This window comes from Paenibacillus faecis (assembly GCF_008084145.1).
Taxonomy (GTDB): Bacteria; Bacillota; Bacilli; order Paenibacillales; family Paenibacillaceae; genus Fontibacillus; species Fontibacillus faecis.
In genome coordinates this window covers 565,400-584,179 of sequence record NZ_VSDO01000002.1, presented here as the reverse complement: position 1 = coordinate 584,179, position 18,780 = coordinate 565,400, and the positions used below count along the sequence as shown (strand labels likewise).

The 18,780-nt window shown below is 53.4% G+C and carries 14 protein-coding genes and 1 other annotated feature; of the genes, 5 read left to right on the top strand and 9 right to left on the bottom strand.

The genetic code is table 11. The features are described from left to right. The first annotated feature begins 117 nt into the window (after positions 1–117). The gene (gene cax, locus FRY98_RS10495; protein ID WP_148451693.1) at positions 118–1,188 is read left to right on the top strand and encodes a calcium/proton exchanger; all 1,071 of its coding nucleotides are present in this window, start codon (positions 118–120) and stop codon (positions 1,186–1,188) included. Between the two features lie 80 nt (positions 1,189–1,268). Here the strand turns inward: cax and FRY98_RS10490 are convergent, their stop codons facing one another. From FRY98_RS10490 to FRY98_RS10470, 5 genes are all read right to left on the bottom strand, one after another. Then, positions 1,269–1,559, bottom strand: a complete 291-nt coding sequence (locus FRY98_RS10490; RefSeq protein WP_148451692.1) for an Fpa/YlaN family protein — start codon at positions 1,557–1,559, stop codon at positions 1,269–1,271. Positions 1,560–1,742: 183 nt separating this feature from the next. Next, positions 1,743–1,988 carry an HPr family phosphocarrier protein gene (locus FRY98_RS10485; protein WP_148451691.1) on the bottom strand — a complete coding sequence of 82 codons (246 nt, stop codon included), beginning with the start codon at positions 1,986–1,988 and terminating at the stop codon, positions 1,743–1,745. Positions 1,989–2,069: 81 nt separating this feature from the next. Then, positions 2,070–3,185 carry an aminopeptidase gene (locus FRY98_RS10480; RefSeq protein WP_148451690.1) on the bottom strand — a complete coding sequence of 372 codons (1,116 nt, stop codon included), beginning with the start codon at positions 3,183–3,185 and terminating at the stop codon, positions 2,070–2,072. A gap of 141 nt (positions 3,186–3,326) precedes the next feature. After that, a complete protein-coding gene (locus FRY98_RS10475) occupies positions 3,327–4,160 on the bottom strand; it encodes a hypothetical protein (protein ID WP_148451689.1) in 834 nt (277 codons plus the stop codon). A 661-nt stretch (positions 4,161–4,821) separates the two neighbouring features. Beyond that, a complete protein-coding gene (locus FRY98_RS10470; RefSeq protein WP_148451688.1) occupies positions 4,822–6,813 on the bottom strand; it encodes a sensor domain-containing diguanylate cyclase in 1,992 nt (663 codons plus the stop codon). A gap of 469 nt (positions 6,814–7,282) precedes the next feature. Here FRY98_RS10470 and rpsD point away from each other — a divergent pair, with 469 nt between their 5' ends. Further along, positions 7,283–7,882, top strand: coding sequence for a 30S ribosomal protein S4 (rpsD, locus tag FRY98_RS10465; protein ID WP_148451687.1), 600 nt, complete (start codon positions 7,283–7,285; stop codon positions 7,880–7,882). A gap of 192 nt (positions 7,883–8,074) precedes the next feature. Here the strand turns inward: rpsD and tyrS are convergent, their stop codons facing one another. After that, positions 8,075–9,328: a tyrosine--tRNA ligase gene (gene tyrS, locus FRY98_RS10460; protein ID WP_148451686.1), complete on the bottom strand. Its 1,254-nt coding sequence runs from the start codon at positions 9,326–9,328 to the stop codon at positions 8,075–8,077. A 75-nt stretch (positions 9,329–9,403) separates the two neighbouring features. Further along, positions 9,404–9,681: a binding site (T-box leader), on the bottom strand. Between the two features lie 155 nt (positions 9,682–9,836). On the opposite strand from tyrS, the gene FRY98_RS10455 reads away from it, so the two are divergent. Continuing rightward, positions 9,837–12,941 (top strand): transglycosylase domain-containing protein, encoded by a 3,105-nt coding sequence (locus tag FRY98_RS10455; protein ID WP_148451685.1) that lies wholly within the window; start codon positions 9,837–9,839, stop codon positions 12,939–12,941. 71 nt (positions 12,942–13,012) lie between these two features. Here FRY98_RS10455 and acsA read toward each other — a convergent pair whose 3' ends face one another. After that, a complete protein-coding gene (gene acsA, locus FRY98_RS10450) occupies positions 13,013–14,737 on the bottom strand; it encodes an acetate--CoA ligase (protein WP_148451684.1) in 1,725 nt (574 codons plus the stop codon). 279 nt (positions 14,738–15,016) lie between these two features. Between acsA and FRY98_RS10445 the strand changes: the two genes are divergently transcribed. Together FRY98_RS10445 and FRY98_RS10440 are read left to right on the top strand one after the other, a co-directional pair. Continuing rightward, the gene (locus tag FRY98_RS10445) at positions 15,017–15,649 is read left to right on the top strand and encodes a GNAT family N-acetyltransferase (protein ID WP_148452673.1); all 633 of its coding nucleotides are present in this window, start codon (positions 15,017–15,019) and stop codon (positions 15,647–15,649) included. 31 nt (positions 15,650–15,680) lie between these two features. Continuing rightward, on the top strand, positions 15,681–16,874 hold the full coding sequence (locus FRY98_RS10440; protein ID WP_148451683.1) for an acetoin utilization protein AcuC: 1,194 nt from the start codon (positions 15,681–15,683) through the stop codon (positions 16,872–16,874). A 17-nt stretch (positions 16,875–16,891) separates the two neighbouring features. On the opposite strand, the gene FRY98_RS10435 is transcribed toward FRY98_RS10440, so the two are convergent. Both FRY98_RS10435 and ccpA read right to left on the bottom strand, forming a co-directional pair. Continuing rightward, complete coding sequence (locus tag FRY98_RS10435) at positions 16,892–17,605, bottom strand: 5'-methylthioadenosine/adenosylhomocysteine nucleosidase (protein WP_148451682.1); 714 nt, start codon at positions 17,603–17,605, stop codon at positions 16,892–16,894. A gap of 137 nt (positions 17,606–17,742) precedes the next feature. After that, positions 17,743–18,747, bottom strand: coding sequence for a catabolite control protein A (ccpA, locus tag FRY98_RS10430; protein WP_148451681.1), 1,005 nt, complete (start codon positions 18,745–18,747; stop codon positions 17,743–17,745). Positions 18,748–18,780 lie beyond the last annotated feature (33 nt).

The window sequence follows — 18,780 nt, the reverse complement described above, 5'->3', positions numbered from 1 at the left end:
TTTTCACGTTTCGTTTATAATCATCACGTTATTGGTTATATTGAACTTGAAGTGTAGTTATTCCCTACACCTGCCGGTTTCACTGCCAATGCAAAATTAAATAACAGGGGTGTAAAAATGAAGAAATATTTGTCTCCCGGTTTACTCATTCTTTTCTTCGTACTCAGCGCCATCGGTCACTACGCCCACTGGCCCGCCACCTTGGAGTTCTTTATCGCCGCGATTGCGGTTATTTTTGTCGCGGGATTCCTGGGAAAAGCGACGGAGAGCGTCGCCCATTACGCCGGGCAGCGGCTGGGCGGGTTTCTGAATGCCACCTTCGGCAACGCGGCCGAACTGATTATCGCGATTTTGCTCGTGAAGGAAGGCCTTTTTGATATGGTCAAGGCCAGCATCACCGGATCGATTATCGGGAACCTGCTGCTTGTCCTCGGACTTAGCCTGTTTGCGGGCGGATTAAAGTTCAAGGTACAGAAATACAACGTCACGTTAGCCGGAATGAACGGCTCTTTGATGATTGTCGCCATCATCGCGTTGTTCGTACCGGCCATATTCCTGAACACGCATGTGCTCCATGAGGAAGACCGGAACTCGCTCAGCCTTGTCGTGGCCGGAATTCTGATCGTGGCTTATCTGCTGTGGCTGGTGTTCTCCATGATCACGCATAAAAACTACTTGGCCGATGTGACGGAAGGCGGGGATCAGGAACTCCCTCACGAACACGAGCCCGCCTGGTCCAAGAAAAAGTCGATTCTCTACTTGGTCGTTGCCACCGTCATGGTCGCTCTCGTTAGTGAATGGCTGGTACATACGCTGGATACGCTCACTTCCCGCTTCGGGCTCAGCGAGCTCTTCGTCGGGGCCTTCGTCGTTGCCATCGTGGGGAACGCCGCGGAACACAGCGCGGCGATTATGCTGGCGATGAAAAACAAAATCGGAGCCGCGGTCGAAATCGCCGTCGGCAGCAGTTTGCAGATCGCCCTTTTTGTCGCGCCGGTCCTCATCTTCGTCAGCCATTTGTTCGGCAAACCGATGGATATCGTGTTCACGGTGATCGAGCTTGCGGCCATCGGGGTATCCGTTTTTATCGCCAAATCGATTACACAGGACGGTCAGACCAACTGGTACGAAGGTTTTCTTCTGCTGGCCGTTTACCTGATTCTCGGCGTTTCTTTCTTCCTCGTCTGATCAAGATATCAAAAAAAAAAGCGCATGGCCCTCTGGAGGGTCATGCGCTTTGTAATATAACCGCTGTATAAAGGCTATGGCTACTGCTGCTTATTGTTCATCGCTTCGTAAAGCGTAGCCAGATTCCGCTCCAGCTTGCTCAGGATCTGCTTGCCTACCGTTTCCTGAACGAGTCCGACGCGTACCGCATAATCGACTTGTCTGGAGAAACCGTACATCTGGGTATCCAATACTTCCTCATAGAGAGGGCAGTAACGTGTAGCCAGATTCTCCATCTGCACTTCGATCAGCTTTTCTATTTTATCGGCATCTTCTTTCAGAAGATTCAGCGCTTTAAGATTCAATTGCTCCTGCAAATCAGATGAAGTCATGTTCATCCCCCCTATGTCCTCCAAGTCTCCACACATTCATATTCTTAATATTAGACGAAATCGGGGGCCAATACAAGAACCTCGCCAAATAATCGCCGTCCCGGAAAGCTTTGCCGGTCAAGCCTGTGGACAAATAAAAAAGCACATCTGCCAGGGAAAGGCAGATATGCTTCTTGGACCCGCTTACTCGGCCACTACCTTCACGTCCAAACCGTGCTTCGCGAATACTTCCGATACCGCCTTCTTGGCTTCATCCGCGTCCGGCCCGTGAACATGCAGTTCATAGCTCTTGGTATTCACCAGGGTTGTGAAAAGACCTAGAATACTCTTAACGTCGATATACTTGTTGTCCGCCTGCAATACGATCGAAGAAGTGAATTTCCCCGCCGTTTGGGCGATTTCCACAACTGCTTGATTATTTGTGGCCATAGCGATCCCTCCGTGTCAACTTTGAGATAAACATATTATCATGATACATTGAATCCGCTTTCCAGGCAAGGGATTTTCTCCTTATTTGAGGTTCTCCGGATTCAAAGCTTCCAGTTCCGGAAGCACGAAGATGCCGTCTTTACGAATCAGGCGGTCGTCAAAATAAATTTCTCCGCCACCGTACTCGGGACGTTGAATCAGCACGAGATCCCAGTGGATCGACGAGCGGTTTCCGTTATCCGTGTCGTCATAGGCTTGGCCCGGGGTGAAATGCAGGCTGCCCGCAATCTTCTCGTCAAAAAGGATATCCTTCATCGGATGCAGGATGTAGGGATTAAAGCCGATAGCGAACTCACCGATGTATCTGGCGCCTTCGTCCGAATCGAGAATCTCGTTCAGCCGCTCCGTATCGTTGCTCGTGGCCTCCACGATCTTGCCGTTTTCGAAACGGAACTTGATGTTCTCGAACGTAACTCCGTTATACAGGGTAGCCGCGTTGTAACTGATCGTCCCGTTGACGGAATCCCGTACCGGCGCGGTGTAAACCTCGCCATCCGGAATGTTTTTCTGCCCGGAGCATTTTTCCGCCCCGATTCCTTTAATGGAGAAAGTCAAATCCGTGCCCGGTCCGGTGATGCGGACTTTGTCCGTGTTTCTCATCAATTCGGCAAGCGGGTCCTGGGCTTTGTCCATTTTGGCATAATCGAGATTGCACACGTCGAAATAGAAATCCTCAAAAGCTTCCGTGCTGACGTTGGCCAGTTGAGCCATGCTGGCGTTCGGATAGCGGAGTACGACCCATTTCGTATGCTTGACCCGCTGCTCACTATGTACGGGATGGGAATACAGGGCATTGTACATCTTCATCTTGTCTTCCGGCACATCGGAAAGGTCGTTCACGTTGGAGCCGGCGCGGATACCGATGTAACAATCCATCATTTTCATCCGGGCCAAATCATACTCCGCCCATATTTTCATGCCTTCTTCGGTGGCGTATTTCAGTTGCGTGCGCTGAACGGCTTTGTCCGTGAGCTCGACAAACGCATGCCCGCCCTTCTTGCCGATCTCCTCGATAACCGCCTTAAGCAGATCGCGTTCTTCTCCGATCATTTCCACCAGTACCTTTTCCCCTGGCTGCACGTCTACCGAATAACCTACCAAATTCTGCGCCAGCTTCTGGATTCTTGGATCTCTCATTACAGCTTCAGCCTCCTCAAAATAACGGGCTCCCATAAAGCCCTGCGGATTCATCATATGGATCCTGCAATGTGTTGAACAATGGTTAATTCTTCTTACCTATTGTAGCACGGTGTTTGCGCGAAGTCAGCCTCCGGGGGATTAGCGGTAGTTTTCAAACCGGTTGTCCGTCAACAGGGCCTCCTTTACTTTAAGCCCCAGTCTGTTCGGGTACACCAATTCGGTTTCCGACGTCAACCGGGTCGGCAGCCCGTTGTGACGGTCGATGGTCAGGTGGTAAACCACCTTGGCTTCGGATTGGTCGAGCATCGTCAACAAGCGTTCTTTGCTGTCCGACCAGGCCTCGTTCAGTTCGGCCTCCATCCGGGGGCGGCGGGGCGCTTCAACCTGCTGCAAACGCGTCTTCCAGCCGTTCTTCACCGCCTCCATCTCCTCCGTTAACTTTGCCTTCAGGCGGGCTTTGGCCTCATCCGGGTCAAGCTCGATCCTAAGCACCTTGGTTCCCCGGGCCGCTCCTTTATCCGAACTCATCACTTTCCGCGCGGTCCGAATCCCCTCCAACTGATCCAGCGGGTTCAACCGGGCGAGTCCCTGGAGGACGGCATCCCCCTCGTTCGCTTCCAGACTCCAGTTCCCGCTTTTCCACAGCAAGTTAACTTGATAGGCCTTCGCCTTGGACTCCGCGGTCCTCGGCAGCCGGCCTGTTCCCTCCGCCGGAACGGGAAGAACCGTGGCCATTCGCAGACGGTGATGATCGTCCAGCTGACCCGAATAAGCGAATGATTCCGTAAGCTTGCCTTCAGCCCCGCTAAACAAAGCCGCCTCGCCCCGGAACGTAAGCGAGTCGCATCCGGCGAGCCCCGACCAGGTGACCCGGTACCATTGCTCCGGCGTCTTATTGTCGCGAAGGCTGCAGGAGACCAACAGAAGAACGGCAAACAGCAGAGACATGAAACTATAGTATGCGGATTTCATTTCATTCTTGCGCCCCTCTACTTCCGGCAACTAGGATGATCCGGAAAACGTATTTACGCAGTATCCTTTCCCGCCCGTTGGAAACTATGCGCAAATCAAAACCACCCGTGTGAACGGGTGGTTTGCTCTAAGGCTATAAGCCTTTATTACCGGCTCGCGTCTAAAGGCGCTTGCTTTCACTACGTTCAAGCTACATGCGCCGTTACCGCTTTTGCCTATCTCTGAAGGGGTGCGATTATTTACTAAACCCCTAGTACCTCGTCAAACAACCTTGATAACATAAAATTCCTGCATATCTGCATGCTTTTTTCCTGTTTGGACTCAAAATTTCTAAATACCTGCAAATCTGCATGAATTTTCGACGAAACCGGCTCGTTTCTCTAAAATCGCTGGAAATGCCTGCAGATTTGCATCTTTTTTCGCATTCCCCCGGGAATCGGCCTAAAACACCTGCAGATTTGCATCTTTTTGGAGTTCGAAGCCTGGAAGCACACAGGCGCCCTCTTTGGATGTGATTATGATAACCGACCCCATCAGGTGGTTTTTGACTATAAGCATCACTATACCCCCCGCATAGCAGGTGGTTTCGCACGCTTCACCAGCTCAACTGGCTAAAGCCCCAAACAAAAAGAACGTCCACCAAGACGTTCTTGCCAATTGGTCATCGTTCCCCCTCGGGGCTAAGGCCGATCTGCGTTTGATTCCGGCCGTTCTTCTTCGCTTTGTAAAGCGCCATATCCGCCAGATAAAAAAGCGATTCGACGCTGATTTTATCGCTCTCCTGGTTCCATTCCGCAATCCCGCAAGAGACGGTGACCCGGGGTTCGCACTCCGCCGCTACCTGAAGGCGAATCGCCTCGGCGATCTGGTAGCCGCTATGAATGTCCGCCCCCGGCAAATAAATAGCCAACTCTTCGCCCCCCCAGCGGGCGGCGATGTCCGTTTTGCGCACCGTACGCAGAATGATCGAACAAACCTGTTTCAGGATTTTATCCCCAATCTGATGGCCGTACGTATCATTGACTTGCTTAAACAGATCGATGTCGACGATGATGAGGGAGCCGCCTTCGTCCCGCTTCTGGAAACTCTGGATCCGGTCATCCAGATAGTGCCGGGCGTACAGGCCGGTAAGCATATCGTGATTGGCCATTCGCTGCACTTCGGCATGCAGGGACGCATTGGCTATCGCAAGACCGATGTGAGAGGACAGCACCTGCAATAGCCTGTAGTTCTCGTAGGAGAAAAAGCGTTCCGCCCGATGGGCCAGCATAATCGCCCCCATCCCCTCGCCCCGCACGATCAGCGGAGCTACGATCAACGACCGGGAGTCGGTTTCATCCATCAGCTTGGAGCTTACCTTTCCGTAGGCCTTGTAATCGGATAAAATCACCGGCTCCCTTGTGTTCAGTACAAGTCCGCTGAAGCCGTAATCCTTGGAAAAAAACGCTTTGGACAGGGCCGGGACATTCGACGCCATCACTTCAAAAACTTCGCCTTCCTTGTCCAACTGCGTGATGCAGCAAAATTCGGCCCGGAAAATGGAAAGGAGCTCCTCGGTGGCGAACTTGAAAACTTCCTTCAGCCGCAAGCTCTGATTCAGGCGCTTCGTCAATTCGTTTATAAGCCGGAGCTCACTGACCAGAAGGTTCGACTGCTCATACAGCTTGGCGCTCTCAAAAGCGGATCCCGCGGTATCCGCGAGCATGCTGACCAATTGCAGATCCACCTCTTCGACATCCCCGGGAGGCATAACCAAATGAAAAACGCCATAAACCCCTTGTTTTCCCACAAGCGGGACCGCGATTTCCAGGCAATCTTCGCCGTCGCCTCCCCCATTCCCGGAACGGAGGGGCACGCCCTCCATGAAGGCCCGCGCGCAGATGCTATCCCGCGCCTCCTGCAGTTGCAGGGATTTAACCCGTGGATCCCGACTCAAGTAATCCTGGGACATCAGCAATTCCACATCGGCTTCCGGAAACAAGCCGGCGATTCGCCCGAACACCTCGGTTAATACGGAATCCACGTCTTTCTTATCGTGCAGTTCTTGAATGACCTGGAACAAAATCGACCGGCGATATTCTTCCCGTTTGGCCAGCTTTTGAACGTGCAGCAGGTCGGAGATAAACATCGCTTCAAATTCCTTATAGAAGCAGGTTTTGAAAAACTGGGCCGCCATCACGACCCAGCTTTCGGCGAAATCCGCCGCTGTCTCCGGGCCGCGAATCGTACATCCCAGCACGGCGAACAGCTCGGCCGTATGCCTGGTCAGTACGGGGGCCGCCACACAGAAGCCTCCCGGAAAGCGGGAAATGACCACCTGATTCTCCTTGAGACAGCGACGGGTCATCTCGACGAACGTCCGCTCCGTTTCAGGCGGCGGGGAATCCTCTCCGGATTTTACGAACTCCCCGGCCGAATCCGTAACAAACCATTCCGCCCGGTAAGAAGCCAGCGTCGAGGGCAGCTGGGGGGCCCAATTACGGCAGGTATTCTCGAGCAATGCAATAATATATGGATAGTCATGAGACGTAATATCCATCAATCTGAGCCAGTTGATCGGATCCTGATCTTCCTCGGGATTCCAACTCGGCAGAGTGTAGATTGGTGTTGGCATGAACGCTTGCATCGAGTCGTCTCTAGTTTGTTTTGTCATGTAAAAGCTCCTTTTCGCCGCTCCCAGCCCCGCAGCGAGATAATTTAAACGAAGCCGTCTCACTCTGCCTTTTAGAATTACACGAATATCATAGTAATATTTGTTCAGTTCCTTGTTTATATGTTCATTTTACTATCTTCGTAGCCGTTTTGCATTATAATTTGCTTCATTTTCAAAGTATTATTAGGCCCAAAGGCCTATCGTCAAAATCCTTTATATTTAAACAAAATCCACCGCTTGACAATACTCGCCGGGGTCCTATAATATATATTGTTGATAAAGACTGGATAGAGTCTTTGATTAGGGCGTAAATCATGCGAAGCACCCTCTCGGTTTTTGTTGCTGACAAGACAGCGGCTGAACTTTCTTGTCAGAGAGCGGATTATCTATCCTCCGCCCGCCCAAACAAAGCCCGCGCAAGTAGAACCCTACCCATAAAATTTTATGATAAAAGGAGTCTACCTATACAATGGCACGTTACACTGGTCCTAAATTTAAACTCAGCCGCCGCCTTGGCATTTCCTTGAGCGGAACAGGCAAAGATTTGAAACGCCCTTTCCCTCCGGGACAACATGGTCCTAACCAACGGAGAAAGGTATCCAACTACGGTATGCAGCTTTTGGAGAAACAAAAACTGCGTCACATGTACGGTTTGGGAGAAAAGCAATTCCGCACTTTGTTTGCCAAAGCGCAAAAAATGCCGGGTATTGCCGGTGAAAACTTCATGGCGCTGCTTGAAAGCCGCCTGGACAACCTGGTATACCGTCTTGGTTTCGCCAACTCCCGTGCGGGTGCCCGTCAATTGGTTTCCCACGGTCACATTACCGTAAACGGCAAGAAAGTGGACATCGCTTCCTACCGTGTAAGCATCGGTGACGTCATCAGCCTTCGCGAAAGAAGCCGCGGTTTGTCTTCCGTTAAGGAAGCTCTGGAGAACCGCACGCATCTTCCAGCTTACCTGGAATACAACGATACGGCGATGGAAGGCAAATACATCCGTTTGCCTGAACGTTCCGAGCTGTCGCAAGATATTGACGAGAAACAAATCGTCGAGTTCTACAACCGTTAAGATTCGCAAGCTAACCGGTCCAAGTCGCTCCGACTTGGACCGGTTTTTTTATGAAAATCCCCCTCTTCCGCCACTCCAGCGATTAACGGAAGCTATTCCCGTTATATGCTAACTGCAACAAAACCGAAAAAGACCTGACCCGGACACTCACCCGGATCAGGCCAATCAGGCATTATAAATCTATTTGGCAGTTTATCTAACCAACAGCTTGGCGAATTTACGCTTGCCGACCTGAATGACTTCGCCTCCGGCCAGGGCGATCGCCGCGTTGACATCGGTCAACTTCTCTTCATTGATCTTCACGGCTCCCTGTTGAATGCTCCGCTTCGCTTCCCCGTTTGACGAAGCAAACCCGATCAGCGTGAGCAGCTTGATCAGCTTGATGCTTCCGTCCTCCAGCTCCCCGGCAGGCACCTCGATCTCCTCGATATCCTCCGGCAGCGCACGCTGCTGAAATACGGTAACAAAATGCTCTTGTGCGCCTTCCGCGGCGTCCATCCCATGGTACATGCGGACAAGCGTATGCGCGAGCTTCATCTTCGCGTCGCGGGGATGAACCGCCCCCGATTTGACGCCCTCGCTCAGCGTCTCCAGCTCCTCATTCGACAAATCCGTAACCAGCTCGTAGTATTTGAGCATCAATTCATCCGGAACCGACATCGCTTTACCGTAGATTTCGTTCGGCTCCTCGTCGATGCCGATGTAGTTTCCGAGGCTCTTGCTCATCTTCTGCACGCCGTCGAGCCCTTCGATCAGCGGGGTCATGATGGTGACCTGCGGGTCCTGGCCGTATTCCTTCTGCAAGGTTCGGCCCATCAGCAGATTAAATTTCTGATCCGTTCCGCCCAGCTCGATATCGGTGTGAAGTGCGACGGAATCCATCCCCTGCATCAGCGGGTAGAAAAATTCATGGATGCTGATCGGTTGACCGGTGGAATACCGTTTGGTGAAGTCATCTCTCTCCAGCATCCGGGCAACCGTCACCTTCGCCGCCAGTTTGACCACATCCTCAAACGTCATCGGTGCCAGCCACTCCGAATTGAAGTGTACCTTGGTTTTCTCCGGATCCAGAATTTTAAAGATCTGCTGACGGTAGGTTTCGGCATTCCGCTGCACATCCTCTTCCGACAGCTGTTTCCGGGTTTCCGACTTGCCGGTCGGATCGCCAATGCGGCCGGTAAAATCGCCGATGATCAACTGCACTTGATGCCCCAACTCTTGGAATTGGCGCAGCTTTTGCATGACGACCGTATGCCCGACATGGATATCCGGAGCGGAAGGGTCCAGTCCCAGTTTAACTTTCAGCGGCGTTCCCGTAACCACCGATTTCATGATTTTCTTCTTCAATTCGTCCTCCGGCACGATTTCCACCACGCCGCGGGAGATTACCTTGAGCTGACGCTCGACCTCCGCTTGCTGAGCCTGTGTCAATTCTTCCCACTTCATGTTCTTCATTCCTCCACATGTGATTGAAATTTAATTTTTTGCGCGCTGAAAACGACAAAAAAGCTCCTTCTCATCCCAAGGGACGAGAAGGAGCCGCTCGCGTTACCACCCTAATTAAAACCGCGCATCGCCACTACCGCTAACCAGCGGGCTTGTCGACGCCTCGGTTTTCACCTCATTTCCATAACGGTTTCCCGGTACCGGACTACTGACAGCATGAGCGTGGCCCATGGCGTTCCCCCGGACGGCTCCAGACGGTAATTCAAAGGGGATCCGCCCGTTCGGTTCGCAGCAACCACCGATTCTCTGAGCGGCGGGATTCCGCCTTCTACTGTGTCTATCCAAGCCTTTAACGATATACAATTAGCTATTTTATATCACAGGTTAAATTCCAAAGTCAAACGGAATAAATATGAAAACCCTGGCGAATGACCGGGAAATAGGCTGAAAAATCAACCATATCCCTCTTTTTATGCTATAATGTTGCTGTTAAAAAGGAGGAGCATCCATGGTTCATGAGAACGAAAACAATTCCGGAAAGCTGCAGAGAAGAAACCGGAACAACAAGCCTTCCGCCAAACCCGCTCCCAAACGGAAGCGCGGACGCTGGGTATGGTCCACCCTCGGCTGGCTTGTGCTGCTCGGTTTTGCCGGAGCTTTGTTTGCCGGAGGCGTTGTATTCGGATACGTCTCCTCGATCGTCAAAGACGAGCCGGTGAGATCGCGTGCCGATATCGAGCAAAAAATCAATCATAACGACATAACCGGATTCGCCTACTTCCGGGACGGGCAGGCGATCGGCCAGCTTCGTTCGGAAGAAGACCGGCGGCCTGTCGCCTTCGAAGAAATCCCTTCCTCCGTCATCGACGCGGTCATCGCCATCGAAGACAACCATTTTCAGGAGCACAAGGGCATCGATTTTAAGGGAACCATGCGGGCCGTGAAACAAAAAGTGCTCAAGGAAGACATTCAGACCGGCGGCAGTACGCTGACCCAACAATTGGCGCGTCGCGTGTTTTTGAATTTGGATCGGACGGATAACCGGAAGGTCAAAGAAATTTTGCTGGCTTTGCGTCTGGAGCGTTTCCTTCGGAAGGAAGAGATTCTTACGGCGTATCTGAATAAGGTCCCTTTCGGCAACGGCTCGAACGGATACCAAGTTTACGGAATCAAAGCGGCGGCCAAGGGAATTTTCAACATAACCGACCTGAAAAAACTGAACATTGCGCAGGCCGCCTATTTGGCGGGGATGCCGCAGCGACCATCGGCCTATTCGGCCTTCAACGGCAAGGGCGAATTTAACCAGGAAAACTTTGACCGCGCCATAAAAAGACAGCAGTTGGTGCTTCAGCGGATGCTGGAGGAGAACAAAATCACCCGAGCGCAATACGATGAGGCGTTGGCGTTTGATATCAAAGCGTCGCTCGCGCCCAAGACGAAGAAGGCCTATGAAACTTATCCTTACCTGATGCTTGAAACGGAGCGTCAAGGAGCGATCGTGATCGCGATGATGAACAACCCGGGAATGTCCAAGGAGGAAATCGCCAAAAATTCGCAGATTCTTGAAGAAGCGCGTCAGGAGCTGTTGACCGGCGGTTACCGGGTATACACCACGATCAACAAGAAAGTATACAACTCCATGCACAAGGTTGCGGAGGATAAGGATAACTTCTCGCCTTACAGCAAAACCAAAGGGCTGGAACAAGTGGCTAGCATGATGATCGATAATCGGACCGGCGCGATTCTGGGCATGATCGAAGGCCGGGATTTCCACACGGAGCAGATGAATTACGCTACGCAAATGGTACGTCAACCCGGCTCGACGATGAAGCCGATCGCCGCTTACCTGCCGGCCATGGAGGCCGGATTGATCCAACCGGCGAGCATCATCGACGATTCGCCGGTGATTTTGCGGGACGGCGCGAAAGGATATCATATCCCGGTCAACTCCAGCGGCGGCTATAAGGGGCTTGTCACCGCCCGTACGGCGCTGAACGAATCCCGCAATATTCCGGCCCTGAAGGTATTCAACGATGTGGTCGGCATCGATAAAGCCTGGGATTTCGCCAAGAAACTCGGCATTACGACGCTGGATGAACGGGATTACAGCGCGCAGACGGGCGTGCTCGGCGGCTTGAGATACGGGGTAACCGTCGAGGAGCTAACGAACGCCTACAGCGCCATCGCCAACGGCGGCGAGTTCAACGACGCCTATATGATTTCCAAAATTACGGATTCGCAAGGGAACGTCGTTTATCAGCATAAAGCCGAACCCAAACGCGTTTTTTCCAAACAAACCGCTTACCTGATGACGGATATGCTTAGAACGGTTATTACGAGCGGGACCGGCAAATCCATCAAAAGCGATTTCAAGAATTACGGCAAAATTCCGATCGTCGGCAAAACCGGCACAACGCAAAACTATGCCGATGTCTGGTTTATGGGATATACCCCCGACGTGACGCTCGGGGTTTGGATCGGGTACAAAGAACCGAAGAACACCTTGTCCGATGCCGGCAAATCGCGGGCCCGCTCCATATGGGCCAAGGTGATGAACGAAGTGACCAAGAACGAGAAAGAATTGTTCGTTACACCGGAGTTTTCCAAACCGGACGGCATCGTTACCGCCACGGTATCCGGATTCAGCGGCAAGCTGCCGACCAAGCTGACCCGGCAGGCCGGCAAGATGGTTACGGATATTTTCAACGCGAAATACGTTCCTAAAGAATCCGACGATGTTCTGGTCCGCATGAAGTATATCACCTATAACGAGATCAATTATATCCCGAAGGACACGACGCCTTCGGATATGGTCCGGGAGAAGGTCGTAATGAAGCGGGAGAAACCGATCAAGGAACTGATCGACGAACTGCAGAAGGCCTTCGGATCGATGCGGGGCGGCCACCGCTCGCTGAGCTACTATATTCCGAAGGACGCTGGCGAGGATGCGCCGACGAAGCAGGATCCCCGGGCGGATGACGGGGCGCCGCCGGCTCCCCCGAGCAATGTGAGGCTTAACTCGGGAAGCGTGAGCTTCAGCAAAAACGCCGAGAAAGACGTCGTCGGCTATCGCTTGTATCAATCCGCAGACGGAGGATCCTTCAAGTATACGGGGCAGGCCGCGTTGACCGGGGAAGCGACTTCCTTTAGCGTGGGAGCCCAGGACGGCTTCGCCACCTCCTATTATGTAACGGCGGTTGATGTCGCAGGCAAGGAATCCCAGCCTAGCGCCATCGTAGGAGCCAACAATACCCCGCCCGAAGGGTCCGGGACAAACGAAGGCGAACCCACCGATCCCGCCACGCAGTCAGGCGAGGGGGGCGACTTAGCGCCGGAAATCACGGCTCCTCCCGGAGCTCCCGGCCAGGTTGTAACACAGGTCAACGATAAGGATGTCACGGTGAGCTGGGGAGCGAACGCTTCCGCCGAACAGGTATCCTCCTACAATGTCTATGTCGCGGAAAGCGCGAAAGGACCGTTCAAGAAGCTGGGCAGCACCGCAAGCACCCAGTTCTCGTTCAAGCATGAAGCCGCCGGCGGTTGGATTCAAATCACCGCGGTCAACGACGCGGGTGAGTCGGCCCCTACGGCCGCGGTTCAATACGGCAAGTAAAACAAATAAACCTCCCTACGGTTCCATGGATTGTGTATCCATGCACCGTGGGGAGGTTTTCTCTTTCCGGTTTAATCTTCGATGGTGGACAGATCGCCCGCCGGAAGGTTCAGCTCCCAGGCTTTCAGGACGCGCCGCATAATTTTACCGGAACGGGTCTTCGGCAATTTATCCTTAAACTCGATTTCGCGTGGAGCCGCGTGCGCCGACAGGCCTTCCTTCACGAACCGGGCGATCTCCGCTTTCAGTTCCTCGGACGGCGTATATCCCTCGCGAAGCGAAATGAACGCTTTAATGATTTCGCCGCGCGTCGGGTCGGGTTTGCCGATGACGCCGGCCTCGGCTACCGCCGGGTGCTCCACCAGCTTGCTCTCCACCTCGAAAGGCCCGATCCGTTCGCCGGAGGAATTGATGACGTCGTCGATCCGCCCCTGGAACCAAAAATATCCGTCTTCGTCCATGTAAGCCGTGTCCCCGGAAATGTACCAGCCGGGAATCCGGAAATACTCTTCATACTTCGGCGCGTTGTTCCAGATCAGCCGCATCATCGAAGGCCAGGGCGTCCGCACGGCCAAATTCCCCATCCGGTTCGGCGGGAGGATTTTGCCGTTGTCGTCAATGATGGCGGCCTCGATGCCGGGAACCGGCTTGCCCATCGACCCGGGCTTGATCGGCATGGACGGATAGTTGCAGATCAATTGCCCTCCGGTTTCGGTCATCCACCACGTATCATGGATGCGGTGCCCGTAAACTTTATGTCCCCAGCGAACCACCTCGGGGTTGAGCGGTTCGCCGACGGATAGAATATGCCGGACATGAGAGAGATCGTACTGCTTAACGATATCCTCCCCAGCCCCCATCAGCATGCGGAATGCCGTCGGGGCGCTGTACCAAACCGTAACCTTGTTCCGCTGCAAGGTTTCGTACCAGTCGCCGGGACTAAAGCGTCCGCCGCGAACGACATTGGTCACGCCGTGCAGCCAAGGGGCAAAAATACCGTAAGAAGTGCCGGTAACCCAGCCGGGATCGGCGGTGCACCAGTATACATCGTTCTCACGGAGATCAAGGACGACACTCCCCGTGTGATAATGCTGCAGCATGGCGTTGTGGACATGATAAACCCCCTTGGGCTTCCCGGTCGAACCGGACGTATAATGCAAGATTAAACCGTCCTCCCGGTTGACCCATTCGATTTCCGTCTCCTCGGAGGCGGCTTCCATCGCCGTATTGTAATCCACAATCCCCTCTTGCGTCTCTATATCCTCCCCTACAAGGAAGATCGTCTTCAGCAAGGGAAGCTCATCCCGCTTGACCCGGGGCAGCAGCCCGGGCGTGGTTACGAGCGCTACCGCCCCGCTGTCCTCCAGCCGGTCCTTGACGGCCGTCTCCATGAAAGCTTCAAATAACGGGCCGACCACGGCACCGATTTTAATAATGCCAAGGATGCTGACATATAATTCAGGGCTGCGCGGCATAAATACAAATACACGGTCTCCTTTGGAAATACCTTGGCCGCGAAGCACATTGGCGAACTGATTCGACTTGCGCTGCAGATCCGCAAACGTATACGTCTCGTTCCGCGCCGAATCGCTGAACAAAAGCGCGGGGCGGTCTCCCTTGCCTGCGTCGACATGCCGGTCGATCGCTTCATAAGCGAGATTGACCTTCCCGGTCACATACCAGGAGAACTGCTTCTCCACATCCTCCCAATGAAAATTCGCATACGCCTCTTCATAATTGCCCAAGTTCGATGAAGGCGCGTCCGCTGTAATAATTTCACCTTGCAATTGGCTCATCGTTCCATCCTCCCTTGATCTTTGCAAAAAATATAATAGAATAGATCAAACTCATGAAAACGGATACAAAGTTACTTACATAAGCGGGATGATTTTTGTTCGGGTCGCGAGACAAGCAGTAGAATCGGAATAATGTAACAAAAATCACGATGTCAAGTTATATTTGTGAATAAATTATGTCGGAAATCATTATAACACACGTCTTTTCCTCCGGCTATACTTTTCAATTTTGCATTTTTCTGCTATATGTTAGGGGAACGAGCAAAGGAGGCGGCAATGATGGAACACCGAAAAACGTATATCCGCCATACCCTGCCCCAAGCCGATCGCGAGATCATATTGGAAGGTCCTGTTCCTCCTTCCCATTTGGCCACACTCCGAATGCACCCGGATCTCGACGCTTTCCGCCGTCCCGAAGAGCAGTTGGAAGCGTTGATTGAAATTGCGGGGCTGCCGGAGGGGCGGATCATTATCGCCCGGGAACAGGAGGTCATTATCGGCTATGTGACGTTCCATTATCCCGACGAGATGGAGCGGTGGTCACAAGGAAATATGCCCGATTTAATCGAGCTGGGGGCCATCGAGGTTTCCAATGAATACAGATCCCGCCGGATCGGGTCCAGTTTGATTCGTACCGCTTTCGAGGACGGTCAAATGGAGAAATACATCGTATTTACGACGGAGTATTATTGGCACTGGGATTTAAAAAGCAGCGGCCTTTCCGTTTGGGATTACCGCAAGATGATGGAGCGGCTGATGCAGACCGTCGATATGGTCTGGTATGCGACGGACGATCCGGAAATCTGCTCCCACCCCGCCAACTGCCTGATGGTCCGGATCGGCAAGGACGTTCCGCTCGAATCGAAGGAACAGTTTGACCGGATCCGTTTCCAGCAGCGCTTCATGTATTGAACAAGTCTTCCGAGAAAGGACGCGTGACGCCATGTCTGGAAACGCTTTATTTGTCCATCATGAACAATCGCTGAAGTACCGTTTCCACGATCATCACCCGTTTCACCCGCTCCGGCTACAGCTCACGCTGGACCTTCTGCGGGCCTGCGACGCGCTGAATTCGGAGGAGATGCTAATCACCCGTCCCGCCACGGAGGAGGAGCTCCTCTGGATTCACCAGCCCGCCTACATCGAAGCGGTCAAGGCGCTCAGCGAATCTCCGCCTGACCCGGCGTGGATGGAGCGTGCGGAGCAGTACGGGCTGATGGACGAGGACACTCCGTATTTTCCCGGCATGCACGAAGCGGCGGCTTACGTTGTCGGGGGAACGATCACCGCGGTGGATGCGGTCCTCTCGGGCCGGGCGGACCACGCGCTGCACCTGGGCGGCGGTCTGCACCATGCCTTATCGGCGAAAGCCGCCGGCTTCTGCGTCTATAACGACGCCGCCGTGGCCATCGCTTACGCGAAACGCCGGTTCGGGGCCCGGGTGCTGTACGTCGACACCGACGTTCACCACGGAGACGGGGTACAATGGAGCTTCTATTCCGACCCGGATGTGTGTACATATTCCATTCATGAAACGGGAAAATACTTGTTCCCCGGGACGGGGTTTCTCCAGGAACGGGGTGAACATTTGGGCTACGGAGCCTGCATGAACATTCCGCTCCAGCCGTATACGGAAGACGCCTCCTGGATGGAGTGCTTCGAAACCTCCATTACCCGGCTGATCGGTTATTTCAAGCCGGACTTGATCGTCAGCCTGCATGGCTGCGATGCCCATGCCCTGGATCCGTTAAGCCATATGCACTGCAGCATGGCCATTTACAGCAAAATGCCGGCGATTCTCCACCGGCTGGCCCATGCGCATTGCGGCGGCCGATGGGTAGCCGTAGGCGGAGGCGGCTACGATATGTGGCGGGTCGTTCCCCGCGCCTGGAGCCTGCTTTGGTTGGAAATGAGCCAACACCCGCTGAAAGAGGCGCTGGATCGGGAGGACCGACCGCAAACCGAGCTGCCGCAGAGCTGGGCCGGGAAATGGCAGAGTCAAACGCCAACGCCCCTCCCCGCGTTTTGGCTCGACGATTTGACGCGTTGGGAGGCGATTCCGCGCAGGGCGGAAATTACGGCAAAAAACCGCGAGAATCTCGCGGTTGCGCTTCAGGACTACCCTAGGGTCCCCTAACTTAAGTTCCGGTAAATTTAATTTAAGGCATCGACATGCCGGATCATATCTTCGATAATCTCGAACGACCGCTTGGATGCGATCACGGTAAATTCGGCGAAGTTCACGTCCGCCGTTCCATCCGCTTTGTCGGACATCGAGCGCAGCATCACGTAAGGCACGGCGTTCATATGGCAGACTTGACCGATCGCCCCGCCTTCCATCTCCACGCAGGCCCCGTCCATATGCTCATAGAGAAAGCGGACGACTTCCGGATCGGCGATAAACTGGTCCCCCGACAAAATTCGGCCGACTCTGTAGCCGTTCTCCCGGCAGACGCGGGCGCAGGCTTCCTCGGCAAGTTTAATCAGCCGGGGATCGGCCGGGAAGTCGGACACCTCTTGAAACGGGGTGATCCCGCGCGGAAACCCGATCGGCGAGCAGTCCATATCGTGCTGCTGACAGGACGACGAAATGACGATATCGCCGATATCCAGCGAAGGGTGCAGCGCGCCGGCCACCCCGGTAAACCAGATCATTCCAACGTCAAAACGGTCGACCAGCACCTGCGTGGTAATCGCCGCATTTACTTTGCCCACGCCGGATTTGCACACCACGACGTCTTTGCCGTGGAACTTCCCTTTCACAAAGGAAAGCCCGGCCTGCGCCACCGGCTCTTTGTCCTCCATACCGTCCAGCAGCAACGCCAGCTCTTCATCCATGGCTCCGATGATTCCGATTGTTTTCAGCATCTTCAATCGCTCCTTTATCGAGTTTATGCAGGCTTTATTTGCCCCGCAGCCTAAAAAAAGCTCCTTCAAGAGGAGCTTTTTCCGTTATAACCTTTTTCATATATTTGTCTATCTAATCTCTATAAAATGGAAGCAGCCTATACGTGGCTGACGGACAACCGCAAAATCGTTTCATGCGGCAAAATGACCCGAGGATTCTCCACGGTTTCCTTCTTCATCAGTTTCGTCAGAAGACGCATGGCTACCGCACCCAAGTCGTACATCGGCTGGGCAACCGTCGTCAACTGCGGACGAACCATGGACGCCATACGAATATTGTCCACGCTGATGATTGAGAAATCATCCGGGACTCTTAAGCCTTCGTCCTGAATGCTGTGAATCGCACCGATCGCCATTTCGTCCGTTGCGGCGAAAATCGCGGTTGGGCGCTTCTTGAGACCCAGGAAATATTTCATCGCTTCCACCCCGGACTCGTACCGGTAATTGCCGATCCGCACGAGATCCTCGTCATAAGGAATTCCCGCGGTTTCGAGGGCGCGTTTGTACCCTTGGAAGCGCGCATAACCGTTGGCCGGATCCTGCAGCGTGCCGCTGATCATAGCGATATGGCGATGGCCATGGCGGACCAGCGTGCTGACCGCATCGAAGGCCGCTGCTTCATGGTCGATATCCACCGAAGGGATCATCCCGTTCTCGTCGCTTGTTGCGCACAGAACGATTGGGACTGCCGAGGTCTGGAACGCCTGTACATGTTCTTCCGTCACGGTTCCGCCCATGAACAGAAGCCCGTCCACTTGTTTCTCAAGCAAAGTGTTGATAACCCGGATTTCCTTCTCTTTCTTCTTGTCCGCATTACATAAAATAATATTGTAGTGGTACATGTTCGCGATATCTTCGATACCTCGTGCAATCTCGGCAAAAATCGAATTCGAAATATCCGGGATCACCACTCCGACCGTCGTCGTCTTCTTGCTGGCAAGACCTCTTGCCACCGCGTTCGGACGATATCCCAAACGTTCAATCGCTTCGTATACTTTTTTCCGAGTTTGCGGTTTCACGTTGGGATTGTTATTCACAACCCGGGAAACCGTAGCCATCGAGACGCCCGCTTCACGAGCCACATCGTAAATGGTAACCGTCACATTATTCTCTCCATTGCCAATAGATTTTCACTC